Origin of the sequence: Polynucleobacter necessarius (assembly GCF_900095175.1) — a bacterium.
Classification (GTDB): Bacteria; Pseudomonadota; Gammaproteobacteria; order Burkholderiales; family Burkholderiaceae; genus Polynucleobacter; species Polynucleobacter necessarius_I.
In genome coordinates this window covers 383,479-403,010 of record NZ_LT606946.1, presented here as the reverse complement: position 1 = coordinate 403,010, position 19,532 = coordinate 383,479, and the positions used below count along the sequence as shown (strand labels likewise).

Below are 19,532 nucleotides of genomic sequence, written 5' to 3'. Positions count from 1 at the left end.
ACGAACGCTATATCAACTCAAAGGGCGCCCACTCCTCGTGAGCGAAGTATTTCTGCCGGCACTACTCAACTACCCTAGCAATTAAATGGATAACCAAGCTTGCGATGCGGCAATTAAAGCTTCATCACCAGGCTCGCAAGTAAACACCTCACCAAATCCAATTTGCTCAGCGGCATCAGCAATATTGTGATGAGGGCAAATGGCTGTCGCCCGATCTAAGGGCAATTTTGCTTGACCCAAATATCGCACCGCCTCAGAAGAGGTCAGAAGCCAAAGTGATTTTGCAAAATCAATCTCATGAACGTCTTGCCAGGCGGGACTATTGAGATCTAATGGGACTCGTGCATAAACAGAAAAAGCCTCAACTTGCGCACCAGCCTGTTTTAAAGTTTCAGCCAGCCAGTCACGACCACCCTCACCCTTAAAGATGATCACTCTCTTAGTGGACCAATCCCATTTCAACTTCTGCAATTCAGCCCAAAGACCCTCGGAATCCCACTGCGCATTGCTCAGAGGAAGAATAATTTTCGTAGCATTGCTCTCAAGACCAATGCCGTGATTGTTGAGGGATGCCAAGCTACTGCCCCCCATCACACCTATCGGTAATAACCGATCAGGCAGCTCTTGCCAAGACCTTTCCAGCAAACGCATCGTGCATTCAATTGCATTGGGGCTAACAAAAATTGCTAGGTCAGCATTCTTTAGCCCTGCAATGATTGATTCGACCAACACACCTTCACCCTTTGGAAGAATTGTCAGCAAGGGTAAAGAAATAATCTGGGGGGAAGTTTCTGAAGTAAAACCACTCTTCAAGAGGCTTGCCTGGAGTGCTTCTGACAATTGACGAGCCTGTCCGCTAGGACGGGTAATGACAATTGTTTTATTGCTCATTAATGAATTACCTTTTTACTGCTTACTTCGGCAAACCATCAGGAAGCAAATGCTCAGCGCCTTGGGCAATCAGGTCGCGCGCAACTGACAAACCAAGTGCCTCAGCATCTTCCAAACTTTTGACTGCGCCTTGAGCACTAGCCAAGCAACTTGCAGTGCCGTCTACGCTAGCAACAAAAGATCGGATGTTCATATGATCTTGATCCCAGGTAGCGTATGCAGCCAAGGGTACTTCACAAGAACCACCTAGTTGGCGTGACACCATACGCTCAGCAGTAACTGCATAGAGGGTTGGCAAATCATTCAGGGGGGCAAGCCACTCTTTAATATTGGGATGTTGGCTGAGGGTTTCGATACCTAAAGCGCCCTGCCCAGCAGCTGGTGTGTAGGGATCAATCGGTAACAGCGCACGAATACGACTCTCTAAACCAAGTCGCTTTAGACCGGCAGCAGCCAAAATAATGGCTTGATATCCTCCACGATCGAGCTTACCCATACGGGCATCTAAATTGCCACGCAGGGGCTGGATCACTAGATGCGGGAACCTGGATCTAAGAACTGACTCACGCCTCAAGCTTGAAGTACCCACCACAGCGCCCGCCGGCAAATCCTCGAGGCTGGCGTAATCATTAGAGACAAATGCATCATGAGCATCTTCCCGCGCCATTACGCAGGACAAATCAAAACCCTCGGGCATGACCATGGGCACATCTTTAAGGGAGTGCACAGCCAAATCAGCCCGACCGTCCTCTAAGGCTGTTTCGAGCTCTTTCACAAATAAACCCTTACCACCCACCTTAGAGAGGGCCTTATCCAGTATTTGGTCACCCCGGGTAGTCATACCCAGAATTTGCACATCGCATGCTGGATAGGGCTTTTTAAGGCAATCTCGGACGTGTTCCGCCTGCCACATGGCAAGGCGACTCTCACGAGAGGCAATTACCAGGCGCTGAGGGGTGGCGGATACAGGGGAACTAGAGCTAGAAATGGGGGTTTGGGACATAACATTTAAAATAATCAAAGACCTACACCAATATACTGCGTTTATGAGCTCATCAAAAAATTCCCTTGCCAACAAAGCCCAAGCTTGGTCGGCCCGCTTTAACGAACCCGTTGACGAACTAGTTCAGCGCTATACCGCCTCTATTGGCTTTGATCAACGCTTTGCCTTGGTCGATATCGCTGGGTCTTTGGCTCATGCTGAAATGCTGGCCACCCAAAAGATTATTAGCGCTCAAGATTTGGCGGATATTCAAAAGGGTATGGCTCAGATCAAAGGTGGAATCGAGGCCGGTGAATTCAACTGGCAACTCACGCTGGAAGATGTCCATCTCAATATTGAAGCTCGTCTGACTGAATTGGTTGGCGATGCCGGAAAGCGTCTTCACACTGGACGTTCACGGAATGACCAAGTCGCCACGGATTTACGTCTGTGGTTGCGTGGCAGCGTGGATCAAATTGCAGCCACCCTCAAAACTTTACGCATTGCCTTGCTTGATCTTGCCGAGACTCACTCTGCGACGATCATGCCTGGCCACACTCACTTGCAAGTTGCGCAACCCATTACTTTTGGTCATCACTTGATGGCCTATTACGAAATGTTTAGCCGTGATGCTAGCCGCCTGGCTGATCTTCGCGCTCGCTTTAATCGCCTTCCGCTTGGCGCTGCCGCATTAGCCGGTACAACTTACCCAATTGATCGCGAGCAGGTTGCCAAGACCCTCGGCTTTGATGGCATCTGCAATAACTCACTTGATGCCGTATCTGATCGTGACTTTGCGATTGAGTTCTGCGCTTTTGCTTCCATCCTGATGATGCACGTGTCGCGCCTATCTGAAGAGCTCGTGCTTTGGCTCAGCCCACGCTTTGGCTTTATTGATTTACCAGATCGCTTCTGTACTGGTAGCTCAATCATGCCGCAGAAAAAGAACCCCGATGTACCAGAATTGGCGCGCGGCAAAACTGGTCGCGTCTATGGTGATTTGATTTCTTTATTGACCTTGATGAAGAGTCAGCCACTGGCATACAACAAAGATAACCAGGAAGATAAAGAGCCCCTGTTTGACGCTGTTGATACCGTGCAAGATACATTGCGTATCTTCGCTGATATGGTTCCACATATTCAGGTGAAAGCCGATGTGATGAAGGCTGCTGCTGAAGAAGGCTTCGCCACTGCAACTGACTTAGCTGATTACTTGGTTAAAAAAGGTTTGGCTTTCCGTGATGCTCATGAAGCAGTAGCTCACGCTGTTAAAGCCTGCGTTGGTCATAACTGCATGCTTACCGATCTCACCCTATCTGAATTACGTTTTGCCTGTGGCTTAGACAATCGTCCTGAGATGATGGGTGATGATGTCTTTGCCTTGCTGACCGTAGATGGTTCCGTGAATTCTCGTCAACATGCTGGTGGCACTGCTCCAGCGCAAGTGCTTGCTGCAATTAAACGGGGTCGCGCAGATCTTTAAACTGCATGGGCTTTTGGGGGAACACTCTCAACAGGAATTGACCGTCTAAACCAATTCTTGGGCAAGGCAGCCAGCATCATGATCTTGCTGTCTTGCGTAGTATCAGCTCTCAATGCACTACTCCGCTATAGCCTAGATATTAGTAACAACTGGCCACTAGAATTACAGTGGTATCTCTTTGCTGCTGCCGTAATGCTGGGTGCCGCATATACCCTCAAACGCAATGAACATGTTCGAGTCGATTTAATTTACTCGCAGGTTTCTGATCGTGGGCGTATCTACATTGACCTCTTTGGTTTGATTGTCTTTTTAATGCCAGCCTGCATTCTTTTTACCTGGCTATCGTGGACCACTTTGTTTTATCCCTCTTGGTTAGTCTCAGAGCATTCACTCAATGCAGGTGGATTATTGCGCTACCCGATTAAATTGGTTGTGCCATTTGGTTTCTTTATGTTGAGTCTGCAAAGCTTATCGGAAATCATTAAACGCATTGGCGCACTCAAAGGGAAGGAAAAATTGCCCGCCGCCGATCTCCATTATGAAAAGCCCATTCAATGATTCCGCTTGAATGGATGCCACCACTTATGTTTGGTGGACTTATTGTGTTTATGTTGGTTGGCTTTCCGGTAGCTTTTTCTTTGATGGCTGCAGGATTATTTTTTGCTGGCATTGCGATTGCTGAGAATTTCTTTGGTATGCCATTTTTGCAGGCCATTCCTCAGCGCATCTTTGGTAGCGTCCTTGCTAACGACCTACTGCTAGCAATTCCCTTCTTCACATTTATGGGTGCCATTCTGGAGCGCTGCGGCCTAGCGGAAGAAATGCTGGACTCCATGGGGCAGCTTTTTGGGCGCATTCGGGGCGGTCTTGGTTGCTCGGTGATTATTGTGGGATTCATTCTGGGAGCGATTACCGGCGCTGTGGCTGCTCAGGTGATCGCTATGGCGATGATCTCCCTGCCCGTGATGGATGCGCTACGGCTACAATATGCGCTACGCTACAGGCGTTTTGGCAGCTTCTGGAACCATTACACAGCTAGTGCCACCCTCTTTAGTGCTGATTGTCCTGGCTGACCAGCTCAAAACCCAGAGCGGGAGTGCCGATGTTGGCAGCATGTATCTTGGTGCTTGGGGTCCATCTCTTCTGCAAATTGGTCTTTTTGCCCTCTACACCTTCTTCCTCTCCCGTTTTAGACCAGATGACCTGCCTCCCGCGCCGGAAAATGAACTCACCCTAAAAGGTTGGCCACTCTGGAAGAAATGCCTCTTGGGAATTATTCCTTCGGCAGTATTGATTTTCTTGGTACTGGGAGCCACATGACTGGCATCGCAACCCCAACCGAGTCTGGCGCCATGGGCGCGATGGGTGCATTGCTTTTAGCCTGGATACGCAGGGCCAACATCCCTAATCTCAAAGGATTGATTCAAGAGGCTTATCAAAATACGATGCGCATTACTGCCATGGTGGTCTTCATCTTGATTGGCTCCACCTGCTTCTCGGTTGTCTTCCAAGGTGTTGATGGCGGCCACTGGGTTGAAGAATTGTTTTCCAATCTGCCCGGTGGATGGGTTGGCTTCTTGGTAGCGGTGAATCTATTCGTTTTCTTTTTGGCGTTCTTCTTAGACTTTTTTGAAATCGCCTTCATCGTTGTACCTTTGCTGGCACCAGTCGCAGTCAAACTACTTGCACCGGTTCTACTTGCCTCGATGAATGGCAATCCTCAAGCCGCAGCCAGTGCTGCACTGGTATGGTTTGGTGTCATGCTTTGCGTGAACATGCAAACCTCATTTATGCATCCACCATTTGGATTTGCACTGTTCTATCTTCGTGGAGTAGCACCGAAAGAAGTGAAGAGTAGTGATATCTATTGGGGAGCATTGCCTTGGGTTACCCTACAACTCATCATGGTGGTGGTTGTAGCAGCATTCCCAGCACTAGTCACCACCTTCTTGGATAAGCCTGTAGCAGTGGTCCAGAGTCAAGAATTTAACTTCACGAATGCCGATGAATCCAAGCCCGATGAGCAAGCAAATAAGGTTGATGAAGATGCGCCGGTATTGTTTCAACTGGATAAGCCAGGCAAATAAAAACCACCTACAGGTGGTTTTTATTAAGTAGGCATGCAAACACACACTACAAAGTAATGTCAGGCTCCTGCCTTACACAATCAACGTAATACTCACTACGCCCATCAATATCTCCTTTAACCAGGCCGTGAATATCGGTCTCAAAGCCCGGGAACCGCTTATTGAAGTCACGAGCAAAGTAGAGGTAGTCAATGATGCGTTTATTGAAGCGCTCGCCCGGGATAAGGAGTGGAATACCTGGAGGATATGGAGTTACCAGCATTGCGGTAATCCGATCTTCTAATTGATCCAAGGGAACGCGATCTACTTTTTTATGCGCCATCTTAGCCCAAGCTTCTGAAGGCATCATTGCAGGCACCATGTCTGAGGTGTACATCTCAGTCGTCATGCGAGCTACATTACGACTCTTGTAGAACTCATGAATTTGCTGACAGATGTCTTTGAGGCCAACACGCTCATAACGAGAATATTTAGCAACAAACTCCGGCAATACCTTCCACAAGGGGGCATTCTTATCAAAGTGATCTTTAAATTGCTGTAGCTCAGTTACCAAAGTATTCCAACGACCCTTGGTGATGCCGATAGTGAACATGATGAAGAAGGAATACAAACCGCACTTCTCCACGATCACACCGTGCTCAGCCAAGTACTTTGTAACGATGCTTGCTGGGATACCCATGGAGCCGAAGTTACCTTCAATATCCAAGCCAGGGGTGACAACAGTCGCCTTGATTGGATCAAGCATATTGAAGTCTTGGGCAACCTTGCCGAAGTCATGCCAGCCAGCATTGGGCTCCAGAATCCAATCTGAGCGCTCACCAATACCTTCTTCAGCTAAATGATCCGGGCCCCAAACCTTGAACCACCAGTCCGCCCCAAACTTATCATCGACTTCACGCATCGCACGACGGAAATCCATCGCTTCAGCAATAGATTCCTCAACTAGCGTAGTACCGCCAGGAGTCTCCATCATGGCAGCAGACACATCGCAGGAAGCAATGATGGCGTACTGCGGACTAGTCGAGGTGTGCATTAGATAGGCTTCATTGAAGCAGTCGCGATCGAGCTTATGCTCTTCTGCATCCTGCACCAATACTTGCGAAGCTTGTGAAAGCCCAGCCAATAGCTTATGGGTTGATTGGGTAGCAAACATCAAACTCTTTTTAGTGCGCTTGCGATCCGCGCCGATAGCATGCATATCTTTATAAAAAGGATGGAATGCAGCGTGAGGTAACCAAGCTTCGTCAAAATGCAATGAGTCAACTTTTCCATCGAGCATCTCTTTAATCATCTCGACGTTGTAAACAATACCGTCATAAGTACTTTGTGTGAGCGTCATGACGCGTGGCACGACATTCTTGTCTTTAATGAAGGGGTTAGCATCAATTTTCTTCTTGATGTTTTTCCATTCAAACTCTTCCTTTGGAATCGGACCAATAATGCCAAGGTGATTACGGGTTGGCATCAGGAAGATGGGGATCGCGCCCATCATCGTGATTGAATGAATTACTGACTTATGGCAGTTTCGGTCTACCAACACTACGTCACCAGGGGCAACGGTAGAGTGCCAAACAATTTTATTTGATGTAGAGGTACCGTTTGTTACGAAGAACAAATGATCAGTATTAAAGATACGCGCGGCATTTCGCTCGCTTTGTAATACAGGACCAGTGTGATCCAACAACTGACCCAGCTCTTCCACCGCATTACAAACGTCAGCGCGGAGCATATTCTCACCAAAGAATTGATGGAACATGCGACCAACTGGGCTCTTCAAGAAAGCGACGCCACCAGAGTGGCCTGGGCAATGCCAAGAGTAAGAACCTTCAGAGGCGTAATTAGTCAGCGCGCGGAAGAATGGTGGCGCCAATGAATCTAGGTACACCTTCGCCTCACGAATAATGTGACGCGCCACAAACTCTGGCGTATCTTCATTCATATGAATGAAGCCGTGCAGTTCACGCAAGATGTCGTTCGGCATATGACGTGGAGTACGAGTCTCACCATACAAAAAGATTGGAATATCTTCATTGCGCTTACGCACTTCTGTAATAAATGCGCGCAAGTTATTTAATGCGGGCAAGTCATGGTCTTCAGAGTCAGAAACAAACTCTTCGTCATCGATCGACACAATAAAGCTAGAAGCGCGGGAGGCCTGTTGCGCAAAGGATGTGAGGTCGCCGTAGCTAGTTAAGCCAATGACTTCCATGCCCTCGTTTTCAATCGCTTCAGCTAAGTCGCGAATACCTGAACCTGAAATATTTTCAGAGCGAAAGTCCTCATCAATAATGATGATTGGAAAACGAGATTTCATGAGTAGCCTTTAAATTCGCCAATACGGCGATTAAACAGATTAAGTCTTCGGCAGAGTTACGCCGACTTGGCCTTGATACTTACCGCCTCGATCTTTGTACGATGTACCACACACTTCATCGCTTTCAAAGAACAGAACTTGTGCACATCCCTCACCAGCATAAATCTTTGCAGGTAATGGAGTCGTATTAGAAAACTCGAGTGTGACGTAACCTTCCCACTCAGGTTCAAATGGAGTGACGTTCACAATAATTCCGCAACGCGCATACGTACTCTTACCAACGCACACTGTTAATACACTGCGCGGTATCTTAAAGTACTCAACGGTTCTTGCCAAAGCAAAAGAATTGGGTGGAATGATGCAGACTGGACCTTTGAAATCTACGAAGGATTGCTCGTCGAAATTCTTCGGGTCAACGATAGTGCTATTGATGTTCGTGAAAATCTTGAATTCATCAGCGCAACGAATGTCATAGCCATAGCTTGAAGTGCCATAGCTCACAATTTTTTGCCCGGCGGCATCTTGGCGGACCTGCCCAGGTTCAAATGGGCTGATCATGCCTTGCTCGCCCATACGGCGGATCCAGTGGTCAGATTTAATAGTCATGGCCGAATTGTAAAACCATCGCAGGCCATATGTCCACCAATTTAAGAGGCAGAGGGCGGGGAGGTAAAAATCACCCTCTCAGGAGCATTGAAGATCTCAAAATGCTTCCCAGAGCAACGGGATAAGAGGGTGAGATTGGTTTGGCGGGCGAGCTCTAAACCCATCAAGGTCATGCCGGAGCGAGTCATCAAAAAGGGTATACCCATCTGAGCCCCCTTAATGACCATCTCAGAGGTAAGGCGCCCGGTTGTAAAGAAGATTAGATCCTTGCCTGGCTTATCTGCCAGCCACATTAAGCCCGAGATTGAGTCAACAGCATTGTGCCGACCAACATCCTCAATGAAATGCAGAAGGCGGACATTGTGATTTCCATCCCGCTCAAAAACAGCACAGGCATGGACCGAGCCGGATTTCTTATAAATAGTGTCATGAACTCGAATGCTATCAATGAGGGACACTATTGCCTCTTGGGTTAATTGAGGGCCATCTGGCAATCTAATTTCCGCCATCTCCTCAATCAAGCCACCAAACATCGTGCCCTGCCCGCAACCCGTAGTCACCACGCGCTTACTGGTAAGGGCATCAATATCCACCGTGCTGCGGTGAGTCTTTACTGCAGCTGAGTCCGTCTCCCAATCCACTTGGATACTCGCAATATCGTCAGGTGATTCCACTAGGCGCTGATTACGCAGATAGCCCAATACGAGGGCTTCAGGGGCGCCCCCCAAGGTCATCAAGGTGACAACCTCCCGCTTATCTAAGTAAATGGTTAAAGGGCGCTCCCCAGGAATATGGGTGGTCTTAATACGCCCCGCCTCATCCATGACCTCCACTTCGTGCACCAAAGGCACGGAAGCGTGAGACATCTGAATATTGTGGGGCAAAGCCATAAAACGCCTCTTAAATAAGTTCAATTCAGCATTAACTTTAACCGCAGACTAAAATTGATGCTGAAGTGAGGTCGTAAGCCCCATAATCTTGTATTCCCATTTGTTGAAATTATTTCTATTTAAGTATGCATGAGTAGCCCCAAACGTCGCCTGCTAGTTACCTCCGCTCTACCTTACGCCAATGGCCAAATTCACATTGGGCATTTGGTGGAATATATCCAGACAGATATTTGGGTACGCTTCCAAAGAATGCGTGGTCACGAAGTCCACTATGTTGGCGCTGATGACACCCACGGCACTCCAATCATGTTGCGCGCTGAAAAAGAAGGTCTCACTCCTAAAGAACTAATCGCTAATGTTTGGAAAGAGCACAAACGCGACTTTGATGATTTCTTAATCTCTTTTGATAGCTACTACACCACCGATAGCCCTGAAAACGAAAAGCTGTCTCAAAGTATCTACCTCAAGTTACGTGATGCTGACTTAATTGAAATGCGCTCTATTGAGCAAGCCTACGATCCCGTTAAAGAAATGTTCTTGCCGGATCGTTTCATTAAAGGTGAATGTCCCAAGTGTGGCGCTAAAGATCAGTACGGTGACTCTTGTGAAAAGTGTGGGGCAACCTACTCCCCAACTGACTTGAAGAACCCGTTCTCTGTAGTGAGTGGTGCAACACCGATTAAAAAAGTTTCCGATCATTACTTCTTCAAGCTATCCGATCCTCGCTGCGAAACTTTCTTGCGCGAGTGGACTCAAGTAAAAACGCCACTGCAACCTGAAGCTCGCAATAAGATGAAAGAATGGGTTGGACAGCCAGGAGATAGCAAGCTTGGTGACTGGGATATCTCCCGCGATGCACCCTACTTTGGCTTTGAAATCCCCGACGCGCCCGGCAAGTATTTCTATGTGTGGCTTGATGCGCCAATTGGCTACTACGCTAGCTTCCTCAACTACTGCCAGAGTAAATGCTTGAACTTTGAGGAATGGGTCAGACCCGATACTACTACCGAGCAGTACCACTTTATCGGTAAAGATATTCTGTATTTCCACACACTCTTTTGGCCAGCAACCTTGCACTTTGCAGGCTATCGCACCCCAACCAATGTATTTGCTCATGGCTTCCTCACCGTTGATGGCAAGAAGATGAGTAAGTCTCGTGGTACTTTAATTTCTGCGCATAGCGTGATTGAATCCGGATTTAATCCTGAATGGTTCCGGTATTACTTTGCAACCAAACTCAATGACAGTATGGAAGATTTAGATTTAAATCTCCAAGACTTTGTTGCACGAGTCAATAGTGATCTATTGGGTAAGTACATCAATATCGCCAGTCGTAGTGCTGGATTCTTGGTAAAGCGTTTTGGTGGAGTAGTTTCTGATGCAGCAATGAGCAATCCACTGCTTACCGATATTGCATCCGCAAGTGAAAAAATTGCCGAGCTCTACGAAGCCCGTGAATACGCCAAAGCATTGCGCAGCATTATGGAATTGGCTGATAAGGTCAATGCTTTTGTTGATGAAAACAAGCCTTGGGATATCGCCAAAGACCCAGAGCGTGAAGCTGACTTACAACGTGTTTGCAGCGTTACCTTAGAGGCGTTCCGCTTACTCAGCCTCTATCTCAAACCGGTCTTGCCTCAAGTTACCGCTGGGGTTGAGGACTTCCTCTCAGTACCCGCCATGACCTGGGATGACGTTAAAACGCCTCTTTCCAGCCAAAACCCAATCAACGCCTATAAGCACCTCATGACTCGGGTCGAAGCGCCTCAAATCGAGGCTTTATTGGCAGCAAACCTATAAAAATAGCCTCAAAAAGGCGAATTTCCAGGAATTAACCAAAAAGTCGGCAGGTTTGTAGGAAAAATCGTTAATAATGATGGCCTAGGCAGTTAATTACTGCATCGTAATTTTTGCAAGTTATTGAATTAATTGAGAATTTTAGGAAATATGATGGCTAGATATACATCCGAATTCACCCAGCTCTTAAATCAACTCAAATCTGAGAAACCGCATCTCGAGGCAGGCCAACAAGCTGGTCGCGCCCTCCTCTGGGATAAAGAACCTTTGACTATCGAAGATCAACGTCGCGCCAAGGCAGCCAAGTTAAAGCAGCGCGCTTACGTGTACTCGAATGACTAACTCAGGAAGTTCCTTGGGATCTGAGCCAAGCATTCAATCTGAGTTGCTCGATAGCACACCGTCGGTTACCGATGGAATGTCTTCGGCATTCGCTAAGTTATATGGCGAGCCATTATTTAAGCTGCCAACAGACCTCTATATTCCACCTGATGCGCTAGAAGTTTTTCTAGAAGCATTTGAAGGCCCCCTCGATCTTCTGCTTTACCTCATTCGTAAACAGAATTTCAACGTCCTGGATATTCCGATGGCACAAGTAACTCAACAGTACTTGAGTTACATCGACCAAATCCGCCATCACAACCTGGAACTTGCCGCTGAATATCTACTGATGGCAGCAATATTGATTGAGATTAAATCTCGCATGCTGCTACCGATGAAGAAAGCAGATAGTGATGAAGAGGTTGAGGACCCACGCGCAGAACTAGTGCGCCGTCTCTTAGAGTACGAGCGCATGAAATTAGCTGCTCAAGAACTTGATCAAATTCCGCAACAAGGTCGAGATTTTCAAATCGCTCATGGTTATGTGGATACGACCGTTGCAGTGACATGGCCTGACGTCAATCAAGACGACCTCCAAATGGCTTGGCGAGATGTGCTTCATCGTGCAAAACTCAATCAACACCACACCATTACTCGCGAAGAGCTATCCGTGCGTGACTTCATGACCCGTATTTTGCGTCGCTTGCAAAGCACTAAATTCGTAGAGTTCGGCGAGCTTTTCAAGGAAGCCATCAAGTCTGGCAAAGGTATTCCAGTTGTAATCGTGAACTTCATTGCGATGCTAGAGCTCTCTCGCGAAGCTTTAGTTGAAATTACCCAGGCCGAGCCATATGCACCAATTTATGTGCGCCTCGCCTACACCCCTGTTGCATGAAAATAATTAGCGATATACAGGAGTTGCGTGACCACTTACGTGGCCAAAATCGCGCTTCCTTCGTGCCAACAATGGGCAACCTCCATGAAGGTCACTTATCGCTCATGCGACTTGCTAGGCAACATGGCGATCCAGTCGTAGCCAGCATCCATCTTTGTTAATCGCTTACAGTTTGGTCCCAATGAAGATTTTGATAGCTACCCGCGCACAATGCAGGCAGATATCGATAAGTTGGAAAAAGAGGGTGTGTATATCTTATTTGCGCCAACTGAGCATGACTTATATCCGCAGCCTCAAGAGTATCGAGTAGATCCACCACAGCAACTAGGCGATATTCTTGAAGGCGAGTTCCGCCCTGGCTTCTTTAAAGGTGTTTGCACTGTTGTGCTGAAGCTCCTGTCTTGCGTGCAACCCAAAGTGGCCGTATTTGGAAAAAAGATTACCAGCAGTTGATGATTATTCGCCAGATGGCAAAGCAGTTTGCTCTCCCAGTTGAAATCATTCCAGGTGAAACAATTCGAGCTGAAGATGGCCTCGCACTATCTTCTCGCAACGGCTATCTCTCCATTGAAGAGCGCGCAGAAGCGCCTGAACTGCAGAAAGCTTTACAGGAAGTTCGTGCACGCGTACTGGACTTAAGCGATCGCAATGCGCATTCACTCATTGAGATTGAGAAGATTGCGGTAGATCTTCTGATTAAACGCGGCTGGCAACCAGACTAGTAGACTTTACCCAAAGTATCGTCAGGTCCAATAGCAACTTCTTTTTGTAAAATGATTTCGCCCTCATCCAAACCATCGGATGGGCAGAAGATTGTCAGGCCTGATTTTTCTTCACCCAATGCAATTGCCCAATTAATGGCGCTAGGGCCACGGTACTTCGGCAATAAGGAAGGGTGGTATTGAATGGTTCCATGCTTTGGAATCTTGCAAAGCTCTTGCGGTACAAACTGAAGCACATAGGCCATGACACAGCTATCAGCTTTGCTATCAATCATTGCTTGCGCGGCCTCTGAACCTTTAAGAGAGGCAAATTGCAATGGAGTTAAACCTCTTGCAATCGCCGCTTCTTTCAGCGCCTCAGGCTTGCTAGACTTGGGATTATCCGGCGGACAAAAAACAGCAACAACTTCGTCACCACGATCTAAAAAAGCCTCTAATGCCGCCTTACCAAAATCTGCACTTCCAATCAGCGCAACACGCATCTTAGATCACCTTATCGTGACGAAGACTAATCAACTCATCCGTTGAATAACCTAATTCATGGAGGATCTCATCAGTGTGCTCGCCTAGCAATGGCGAACGTGTAACGTCAGTTGGACTGTCTCTTGATTGGATTACCCACAGTGAGGTACTTGCCACGAATTGGGTGATCCACTTCAACAACCGTTCCAGTAGCGCGTAATGCTGGCTCTTCTGCAATTTCTTTCATCGACAAAATTGGGCCGCAAGGAATATCGTATTTATTCAAGATATCCATAACCTCGAACTTCGTCTTAGTCATGGTCCACTTTTCAATTTCACCAAAAATTTCCATCAAGTGCGGCAAGCGAGCCATTGGTGATGCAAAACGTACGTTGGTAATCCAGTCTTCGCGACCGATTACCTTGCAAATTGCCTCCCAAACTGGAGCCTGAACAATGACGTACATATAAGCATTGGGGTCTGTTTCCCAGCCTTTACATTTCACAATCCAACCGGGCTGACCACCGCCAGAAGCATTGCCAGCACGGGGTACAGAGTCACCAAACTCTCCGTTAGGGAGCTGTGGATACTCTTGCATCAAACCAACGCGCTCTAAACGCTGTTGATCACGTAACTTCACGCGGCACAAGTTGAGCACTGCATCTTGCATCGCCGCCAATACTTTTTGACCGCGACCAGAATGCGTGCGTTGATAGAGTGCCGTCACAATTCCCAATGCCAAATGCAAACCAGTACCGCTATCGCCAATCTGAGCACCAGTCACCATCGGAGGACCATCATCAAAACCAGTCGTAGATGCTGAACCACCAGCACACTGCGCTACGTTTTCATAAACCTTGCAGTTCTCGTAAGGACCGGGACCGAAACCCTTTACAGAAGCCATGATCATCATAGGATTGAGCTCTTGAATACGTTCCCAAGAAAAACCCATGCGATCTAACGCACCAGGCGCAATGTTCTCAACAAGAACATCACACTCTTTAATTAAGCGCTCAAGAATTTCCTTACCCTTTGGAGTTTTAGTATTCACAGTGATTGAACGATTGTTATGGTTCAACATCGTGAAATACAAACTATCCGCATCAGGGATATCGCGCAATTGACCACGAGTGGCATCACCCTCACCTGATTTTTCTACCTTGATTACGTCCGCACCGAACCAAGCGAGCAACTAAGTACAGGTTGGGCCAGATTGAACGTGCGTGAAGTCAAGAATTTTGACCCCTTCTAATGCTTTTGCCATGTTTAAAGTCCTAATAAGATTGAAATTTTGAATTAAGCCAATTTTACCAGCGACAGATTGCGGTGCAACATGGCATGCCTATTTATTGGGCACATCCATCAAGGGATGGCCCATATTAGCTATTTGGGTGCAAATTTATTGATTTTCAAGATCAGAAAGTCGCATTTTCAGAGTCCTTTCTTCAGCAAAACGCTCGGTCTCATCACGAATCACTGCTGCCACACCATTAGCCTGATGTTTCTCATCAAACAATACACCCACAGTAAAGGCGATGGATAAAGTACGCCCATCTTTGTGCTTTGCTGGGACTTTTAGTAATGAAGTTCCATAACGGGTTGTATCCGTCTCCATCGATTTGCTGTAACCCTCTTTATGCCTTTGGCGCTGACGCTCGGGAACTATCAGATCCAAAGTATTGCCAAGCGCCTCTTCTTCAGAGTAATCAAAAATTCTGGTAGCAGCCGCATTCCACAGCACAATCTTTTCATGAGCATCAGCAACGATGACTGCATCGCCAACACAATCAATTAGTTGAGATAAATCTACGTTTGTTTTCATGCTGTCAGTCTAAAGTCTTTCACTCTGTCCGGGTGAATAAAAAAGGCGCCCACAAGGAGCGCCTTCGAAACTAAAACAAATACTGCTTATTTTTATTAAACCGCTTTTGCTGCATGCAACTTAGCAATGTCATCAGCGTTATAGCCAAGATCTTTCAATACTTCATCGGTGTGCTCACCCAATACTGGTGATGGACCAACCTCAATTTCCAAATCAGAGAACTTGATTGGGCTACCGATTGTTAAGTACTTACCGCGAACCTTGTGATCTACTTCAACAATAGAACCACTCTTACGCAAGTCAGGAGATGCGGCCAATTCTTTCATTGAGAGAACTGGTGCGCAAGGAATATCGAACTTGCGGAGGATGTCCACAGCTTCGTACTTAGTCTTGTCCTTGAGCCAATCTTCAATCGTTGCGAAGATATCAAAAATCTTATCTTGACGCGCTTCTGCAGTCATGTAGGCTGGATCAGTTGCCCACTCTGGCTTGCCCAAAGCTTTAGTAATTGGCTCCCAAGCATGACCTTGAATTGTGAAGTAGATGTATGCGTTCGGATCTGTCTCCCAACCCTTACACTTCAATACCCATCCTGGCTGACCACCACCGCCAGCGTTACCGCCGCGTGGAACTACATCAGTGAATGAGCCATGTGGGTACTGTGGATACTCTTCGAGGTAGCCAACTTTGTCCAAACGCTGTTGATCGCGCAACTTAACGCGGCACAAGTTCAATACGGCATCTTGCATTGAGCAAGATACTTTTTGACCTTTGCCAGTTTTTTGACGCTGCATCAATGCAGTCAAAATACCAATCGCCAAATGCATACCGGTGTTGCTATCACCCAAAGCGGCGGCAGAAACTGTTGGAGGACCATCCCAGAAACCCGTTGTAGATGCTGCACCGCCAGCACACTGAGCAACGTTCTCATACACTTTTAAGCTTCATATGAGGGGCCATCGCTAAAACCTTTAACAGAAGCCATGATCATTTTTGGATTCAATTCCTGGATACGAGCCCAGCTAAAACCCATACGATCCAAAGCGCCTGGGCCGAAGTTCTCAACCATCACATCAGATGTTTTGATCATCTTCTCTAAAACTTCTTTACCTTCTTGTGTTTTAGTATCCAATGTCAATGAACGCTTATTACCGTTCAACATTGTGAAATACAAGGCATCAGCACCTGGAATATCGCGCAACTGGCTACGAGTTACATCACCAGAACCTGGGCGTTCTACTTTGATCACATTCGCACCGTACCAAGCCAATAGCTGAGTACATGCAGGGCCTGCCTGTACGTGTGTGAAGTCAATAATACGAATACCGTCTAATGGTTTAGTCATGTTTGATTCTCCTTAAAGTGTTTCTTGTGTGTTGCTAAATTTGTTCTTAAAAAAATGATGTGTTTATTACGTATTACTTCTTACCAGCAGCAGTTGATGGATTCAAGTTTGTTAAACGTCCACTCTCTGTACCAGCCGTCTCATCAATCACTGCATTAATTAAGGCTGGCTTACCTTCGGCAATCGCCTTAGTCAAAGCCGCCTCTAATTCAGCTGGAGTAGTTACGTAATAACCAACTCCACCAAACGCCTCAATCATCTTGTTGTAACGCGCATTCTTAACGAATACTGTTGGAGCAACATCTGCGCCACCGGTTGGATTTACGTCAGTACCGCGATACACGCCGTTGTTATTGAAAACAACTGTAATAATTGGTAGGTTGTAACGACAAATTGTTTCCAATTCCATACCACTAAAACCAAATGCGCTATCACCCTCAACTGCAACGGTTGGAAGACCGCTAGTCACAGCAGCGCCAATGGCGTAACCCATACCAATACCCATGATTCCCCAAGTACCAGAGTCAAAACGCTTACGCGGCTTGTACATGTCCACAATTGCGCGGCAATAGTCGAGCGTGTTTGCACTCTCGTTAACTAAGTTCACATCTGGGCTCTTCTTGATCACATCACGAATCGCACGCAGAGCACCATGGAAGTTCATTGGTGAAGCTTCTTTGGCTAATGTTTCAGCCATCTTCGCCATGTTCTTATCTTTTTCTCGTTGATCGCATTGATCCACTCAGTAGCAGGCTTTGGAACTGAGGCAATACCTTTTAAGAGCTCGCCAACAACAGATCCAACATCACCAATCAATGGCGCATCGATTTGCACGTTGCTATCAACTTCGTTTGCTTGAATATCGATTTGGATAAATTTCTTAGGATCTTTGCCCCATGTCTTGCCTTTACCGTGCGCAAGCAACCAGTTCAAGCGAGCACCAACCAACATCACTGCATCAGCCTCAGCCAATACAAATGAACGCGCTGCAGAAGCAGATTGTGGGTGATTGTCTGGCAATAAGCCTTTAGCCATCGACATTGGCAAGTAAGGAATACCAGACTTCTCAATCAATGCACGAATATCAGCATCAGCTTGAGCATAAGCGGCGCCTTTACCCAAGAGAATCAACGGACGCTTAGCACCCTTCAATACATTCAATGCACGCTCTACCGCATCGGCTGCAGGAATTTGGCGTGGAATTGGATCGATTACCTTGAAGATCGATTTCTTAGCATCTTCCACTGGCATTGTTTGAGCCAATAGCTGCGCAGGCAAGTCCAAATAAACGCCGCCTGGACGACCAGAAACAGCTGCACGAATTGCACGAGCAAAACCAATGCCGATATCTTCAATGTGGTTAATGCGATACGCAGCCTTGCAATATGGCTTAGCAGCATTAAGCTGATCCATCTCTTCGTAATCACCTTGCTGCAAGTCAACGATCTCACGCTCGCTTGAGCCAGAAATCAAAATCATTGGGAAGCAGTTCACAGTGGCATTGGCCAACGCTGTTAAACCATTCAAGAAACCTGGTGCTGACACAGTCATGCAGATGCCAGGCTTTTGCGTCATATAACCAGCAATCGCCGCAGCATTACCGGCGTGCTGCTCATGACGGAAACCAATGAATCGCAATCCTTCTGCCTGAGCTAAACGGCACAAGTCGGTAATTGGAATACCAACGAGACCAAAAATAGTATCTAGGTCATTTGCTTTTAAAGCATCAATGACGAGATGAAAGCCATCAGTGACTTGGGTATTTTGATTATCTGTTGTCATAGAAATTTATAGTTAATTACACCGCCCGAACACATGGTCTGCTCAGTGCAATTTAGCTTTCGCCAACTGTCTCCAATTAAGTTATTAGTAGTGCCACGGGCAATCAAAAACATTCCCATTGAGGCTGAGATGAATCTTAGGCTTGGGGATAGGGTTCATCATTAACGTCGGTCAATTTCCCCTGAAATCTAGAAACAATTAGGATTTCTGACTAAACAAAGAGCTCTTTATGCTTTGTTTTGAGGCGACTTAATGTCTCTGGAGAGAGGTTAAGGTAAGCAGCCAGCTCTTTTTTAGGGAGAAGCTCAAATAGGTCTTCATATTTGCGTAAGAACCGCTCTACACGGCCCGGGGCATCGAGCATATGAAGGGTAATCGTATGAGCCATGATTTCACTCATCAAGCGCATCACTTCAAACTCAAAACTTTCCTTAAGAGGCTTGTGAGCATCCAAAAATTCAGCCCATTTCTTCAGGGGCATGCGGGCTACACGTGCTTTAGTTACTGAAGCAATACTGTATGAGGCTGCTGTTTTGAGGCGCCAAGCTGCATAGCTAGTCTCAATATCTTTTTCAATGGCAAAACGCAGAATCATCTCTTTTGCGTCCGCACTAGAAACAATGCGCTTCAAGATTCCATCAAGCACAAAGTACCGCTCCATCTGGTGATCACCTTGATGAAGCAGAATTTCTGATTTTTTGAGGTCTGAAATCACTAAATGGCACTCTAAATCGGCCATTGCTGCAGGATCCAAGCTTTTTAAGACTGAGTTTTGGCTCAGCTGCAATCGAATCAGATTTTTTTCGGGGTGCTTGTCTAAATGCTGTCATGAATCCTTAATCCTAGAGCCCATATTGTAGGCTTTTTTTGGGGGGGGTTAAGCCGTTCTGAATCGAGCTTAGGCTAAAATTAACGGGTCGTGGTGCTTTATTGCAGTGCAATAAAGTTAAACGGGAAACACAAAACGTGTGTTGCCCCCGCAACGGTAAGTAAATACATCCTAACTTCAAGGAAAAGGTGTCAGGAGTCTGAGTAAGCCACTGTGCGCGTCAATTGCATGGGAAGGCCAGATTCTGAGATTTACTAGCCCGGATACCGGCCAAGACAGGTGGAATTTTGCGGACGGGGATCTT

General features: G+C 46.8%; 13 protein-coding genes, 5 pseudogenes and 1 riboswitch. Of the genes and pseudogenes, 7 read left to right on the top strand and 11 right to left on the bottom strand.

All coding sequences use genetic code 11. The features are described from left to right. Window positions 1–81: 81 nt before the first annotated feature. Together DXE44_RS02200 and hemC are read right to left on the bottom strand one after the other, a co-directional pair. Window positions 82–891, bottom strand: coding sequence for a uroporphyrinogen-III synthase (locus DXE44_RS02200; RefSeq protein WP_114652291.1), 810 nt, complete (start codon window positions 889–891; stop codon window positions 82–84). A 22-nt stretch (window positions 892–913) separates the two neighbouring features. Then, a complete protein-coding gene (hemC, locus tag DXE44_RS02195) occupies window positions 914–1,894 on the bottom strand; it encodes a hydroxymethylbilane synthase (RefSeq protein WP_114652290.1) in 981 nt (326 codons plus the stop codon). A 43-nt stretch (window positions 1,895–1,937) separates the two neighbouring features. Between hemC and argH the strand changes: the two genes are divergently transcribed. From argH to DXE44_RS02180, 3 genes and pseudogenes are all read left to right on the top strand, one after another. Then, a complete protein-coding gene (argH, locus tag DXE44_RS02190) occupies window positions 1,938–3,356 on the top strand; it encodes an argininosuccinate lyase (RefSeq protein ID WP_114652289.1) in 1,419 nt (472 codons plus the stop codon). A gap of 78 nt (window positions 3,357–3,434) precedes the next feature. Beyond that, complete coding sequence (locus tag DXE44_RS02185; RefSeq protein WP_231970544.1) at window positions 3,435–3,914, top strand: TRAP transporter small permease subunit; 480 nt, start codon at window positions 3,435–3,437, stop codon at window positions 3,912–3,914. Beyond that, window positions 3,911–5,443, top strand: a pseudogene (locus DXE44_RS02180) (TRAP transporter large permease). The gene DXE44_RS02185 and the pseudogene DXE44_RS02180 overlap by 4 nt, the downstream one beginning before the upstream one ends. 46 nt (window positions 5,444–5,489) lie before the next feature. Here the strand turns inward: DXE44_RS02180 and DXE44_RS02175 are convergent. The 3 genes from DXE44_RS02175 to DXE44_RS02165 are packed head-to-tail and all read right to left on the bottom strand — an operon-like array spanning window position 5,490 to window position 9,247. Beyond that, a complete protein-coding gene (locus DXE44_RS02175) occupies window positions 5,490–7,757 on the bottom strand; it encodes an arginine/lysine/ornithine decarboxylase (RefSeq protein ID WP_114652285.1) in 2,268 nt (755 codons plus the stop codon). Window positions 7,758–7,796: 39 nt separating this feature from the next. Further along, window positions 7,797–8,363 carry a dCTP deaminase gene (dcd, locus tag DXE44_RS02170; protein WP_041484826.1) on the bottom strand — a complete coding sequence of 189 codons (567 nt, stop codon included), beginning with the start codon at window positions 8,361–8,363 and terminating at the stop codon, window positions 7,797–7,799. 41 nt (window positions 8,364–8,404) lie between these two features. Beyond that, entirely contained in the window at window positions 8,405–9,247 is an 843-nt protein-coding gene (locus DXE44_RS02165; RefSeq protein ID WP_197712899.1) for a formate dehydrogenase accessory sulfurtransferase FdhD, read from the bottom strand. A gap of 135 nt (window positions 9,248–9,382) precedes the next feature. Between DXE44_RS02165 and metG the strand changes: the two genes are divergently transcribed. From metG to panC, 4 genes and pseudogenes are all read left to right on the top strand, one after another. Further along, a complete protein-coding gene (gene metG / locus DXE44_RS02160; RefSeq protein ID WP_114652281.1) occupies window positions 9,383–11,053 on the top strand; it encodes a methionine--tRNA ligase in 1,671 nt (556 codons plus the stop codon). 150 nt (window positions 11,054–11,203) lie between these two features. Beyond that, complete coding sequence (locus DXE44_RS02155) at window positions 11,204–11,392, top strand: DUF3460 family protein (protein WP_114654310.1); 189 nt, start codon at window positions 11,204–11,206, stop codon at window positions 11,390–11,392. Window positions 11,393–11,468: 76 nt separating this feature from the next. Then, window positions 11,469–12,266 carry a segregation and condensation protein A gene (locus DXE44_RS02150; RefSeq protein ID WP_415065510.1) on the top strand — a complete coding sequence of 266 codons (798 nt, stop codon included), beginning with the start codon at window positions 11,469–11,471 and terminating at the stop codon, window positions 12,264–12,266. Further along, window positions 12,263–12,898 (top strand): annotated as a pseudogene (gene panC / locus DXE44_RS02145) (pantoate--beta-alanine ligase); the annotation flags it as partial. The gene DXE44_RS02150 and the pseudogene panC, both read left to right, overlap by 4 nt. Window positions 12,899–12,984: 86 nt before the next feature. Here the strand turns inward: panC and DXE44_RS02140 are convergent. The 6 genes and pseudogenes from DXE44_RS02140 to DXE44_RS02115 form a co-directional block, all read right to left on the bottom strand. Further along, a complete protein-coding gene (locus tag DXE44_RS02140; RefSeq protein WP_231970543.1) occupies window positions 12,985–13,470 on the bottom strand; it encodes a methionyl-tRNA formyltransferase in 486 nt (161 codons plus the stop codon). A gap of 1 nt (window position 13,471) precedes the next feature. Further along, window positions 13,472–14,714, bottom strand: a pseudogene (frc, locus tag DXE44_RS02135) (formyl-CoA transferase). Window positions 14,715–14,849: 135 nt separating this feature from the next. Beyond that, window positions 14,850–15,272 (bottom strand): PAS domain-containing protein, encoded by a 423-nt coding sequence (locus DXE44_RS02130; RefSeq protein ID WP_114652279.1) that lies wholly within the window; start codon window positions 15,270–15,272, stop codon window positions 14,850–14,852. Between the two features lie 95 nt (window positions 15,273–15,367). Then, window positions 15,368–16,617, bottom strand: a pseudogene (gene frc / locus DXE44_RS02125) (formyl-CoA transferase). Between the two features lie 73 nt (window positions 16,618–16,690). Beyond that, a pseudogene (gene oxc / locus DXE44_RS02120) lies at window positions 16,691–18,399 on the bottom strand (oxalyl-CoA decarboxylase). A gap of 211 nt (window positions 18,400–18,610) precedes the next feature. Beyond that, the gene (locus DXE44_RS02115; RefSeq protein WP_231970542.1) at window positions 18,611–19,186 is read right to left on the bottom strand and encodes a Crp/Fnr family transcriptional regulator; all 576 of its coding nucleotides are present in this window, start codon (window positions 19,184–19,186) and stop codon (window positions 18,611–18,613) included. Window positions 19,187–19,302: 116 nt separating this feature from the next. Then, a riboswitch (cobalamin riboswitch) is annotated at window positions 19,303–19,517 on the top strand. Window positions 19,518–19,532: the final 15 nt, after the last annotated feature.

Coding starts and splice junctions, on each gene's coding strand:
- DXE44_RS02200 (WP_114652291.1), bottom strand. CDS start 891: ATGAGCAATAAAACAATTGTCATTACCCGTCCTAGCGGACAGGCTCGT.
- hemC (WP_114652290.1), bottom strand. CDS start 1,894: ATGTCCCAAACCCCCATTTCTAGCTCTAGTTCCCCTGTATCCGCCACC.
- argH (WP_114652289.1), top strand. CDS start 1,938: ATGAGCTCATCAAAAAATTCCCTTGCCAACAAAGCCCAAGCTTGGTCG.
- DXE44_RS02185 (WP_231970544.1), top strand. CDS start 3,435: ATGATCTTGCTGTCTTGCGTAGTATCAGCTCTCAATGCACTACTCCGC.
- DXE44_RS02175 (WP_114652285.1), bottom strand. CDS start 7,757: ATGAAATCTCGTTTTCCAATCATCATTATTGATGAGGACTTTCGCTCT.
- dcd (WP_041484826.1), bottom strand. CDS start 8,363: ATGACTATTAAATCTGACCACTGGATCCGCCGTATGGGCGAGCAAGGC.
- metG (WP_114652281.1), top strand. CDS start 9,383: ATGAGTAGCCCCAAACGTCGCCTGCTAGTTACCTCCGCTCTACCTTAC.
- DXE44_RS02155 (WP_114654310.1), top strand. CDS start 11,204: ATGGCTAGATATACATCCGAATTCACCCAGCTCTTAAATCAACTCAAA.
- DXE44_RS02150 (WP_415065510.1), top strand. CDS start 11,469: ATGTCTTCGGCATTCGCTAAGTTATATGGCGAGCCATTATTTAAGCTG.
- DXE44_RS02140 (WP_231970543.1), bottom strand. CDS start 13,470: ATGCGTGTTGCGCTGATTGGAAGTGCAGATTTTGGTAAGGCGGCATTA.
- DXE44_RS02130 (WP_114652279.1), bottom strand. CDS start 15,272: ATGAAAACAAACGTAGATTTATCTCAACTAATTGATTGTGTTGGCGAT.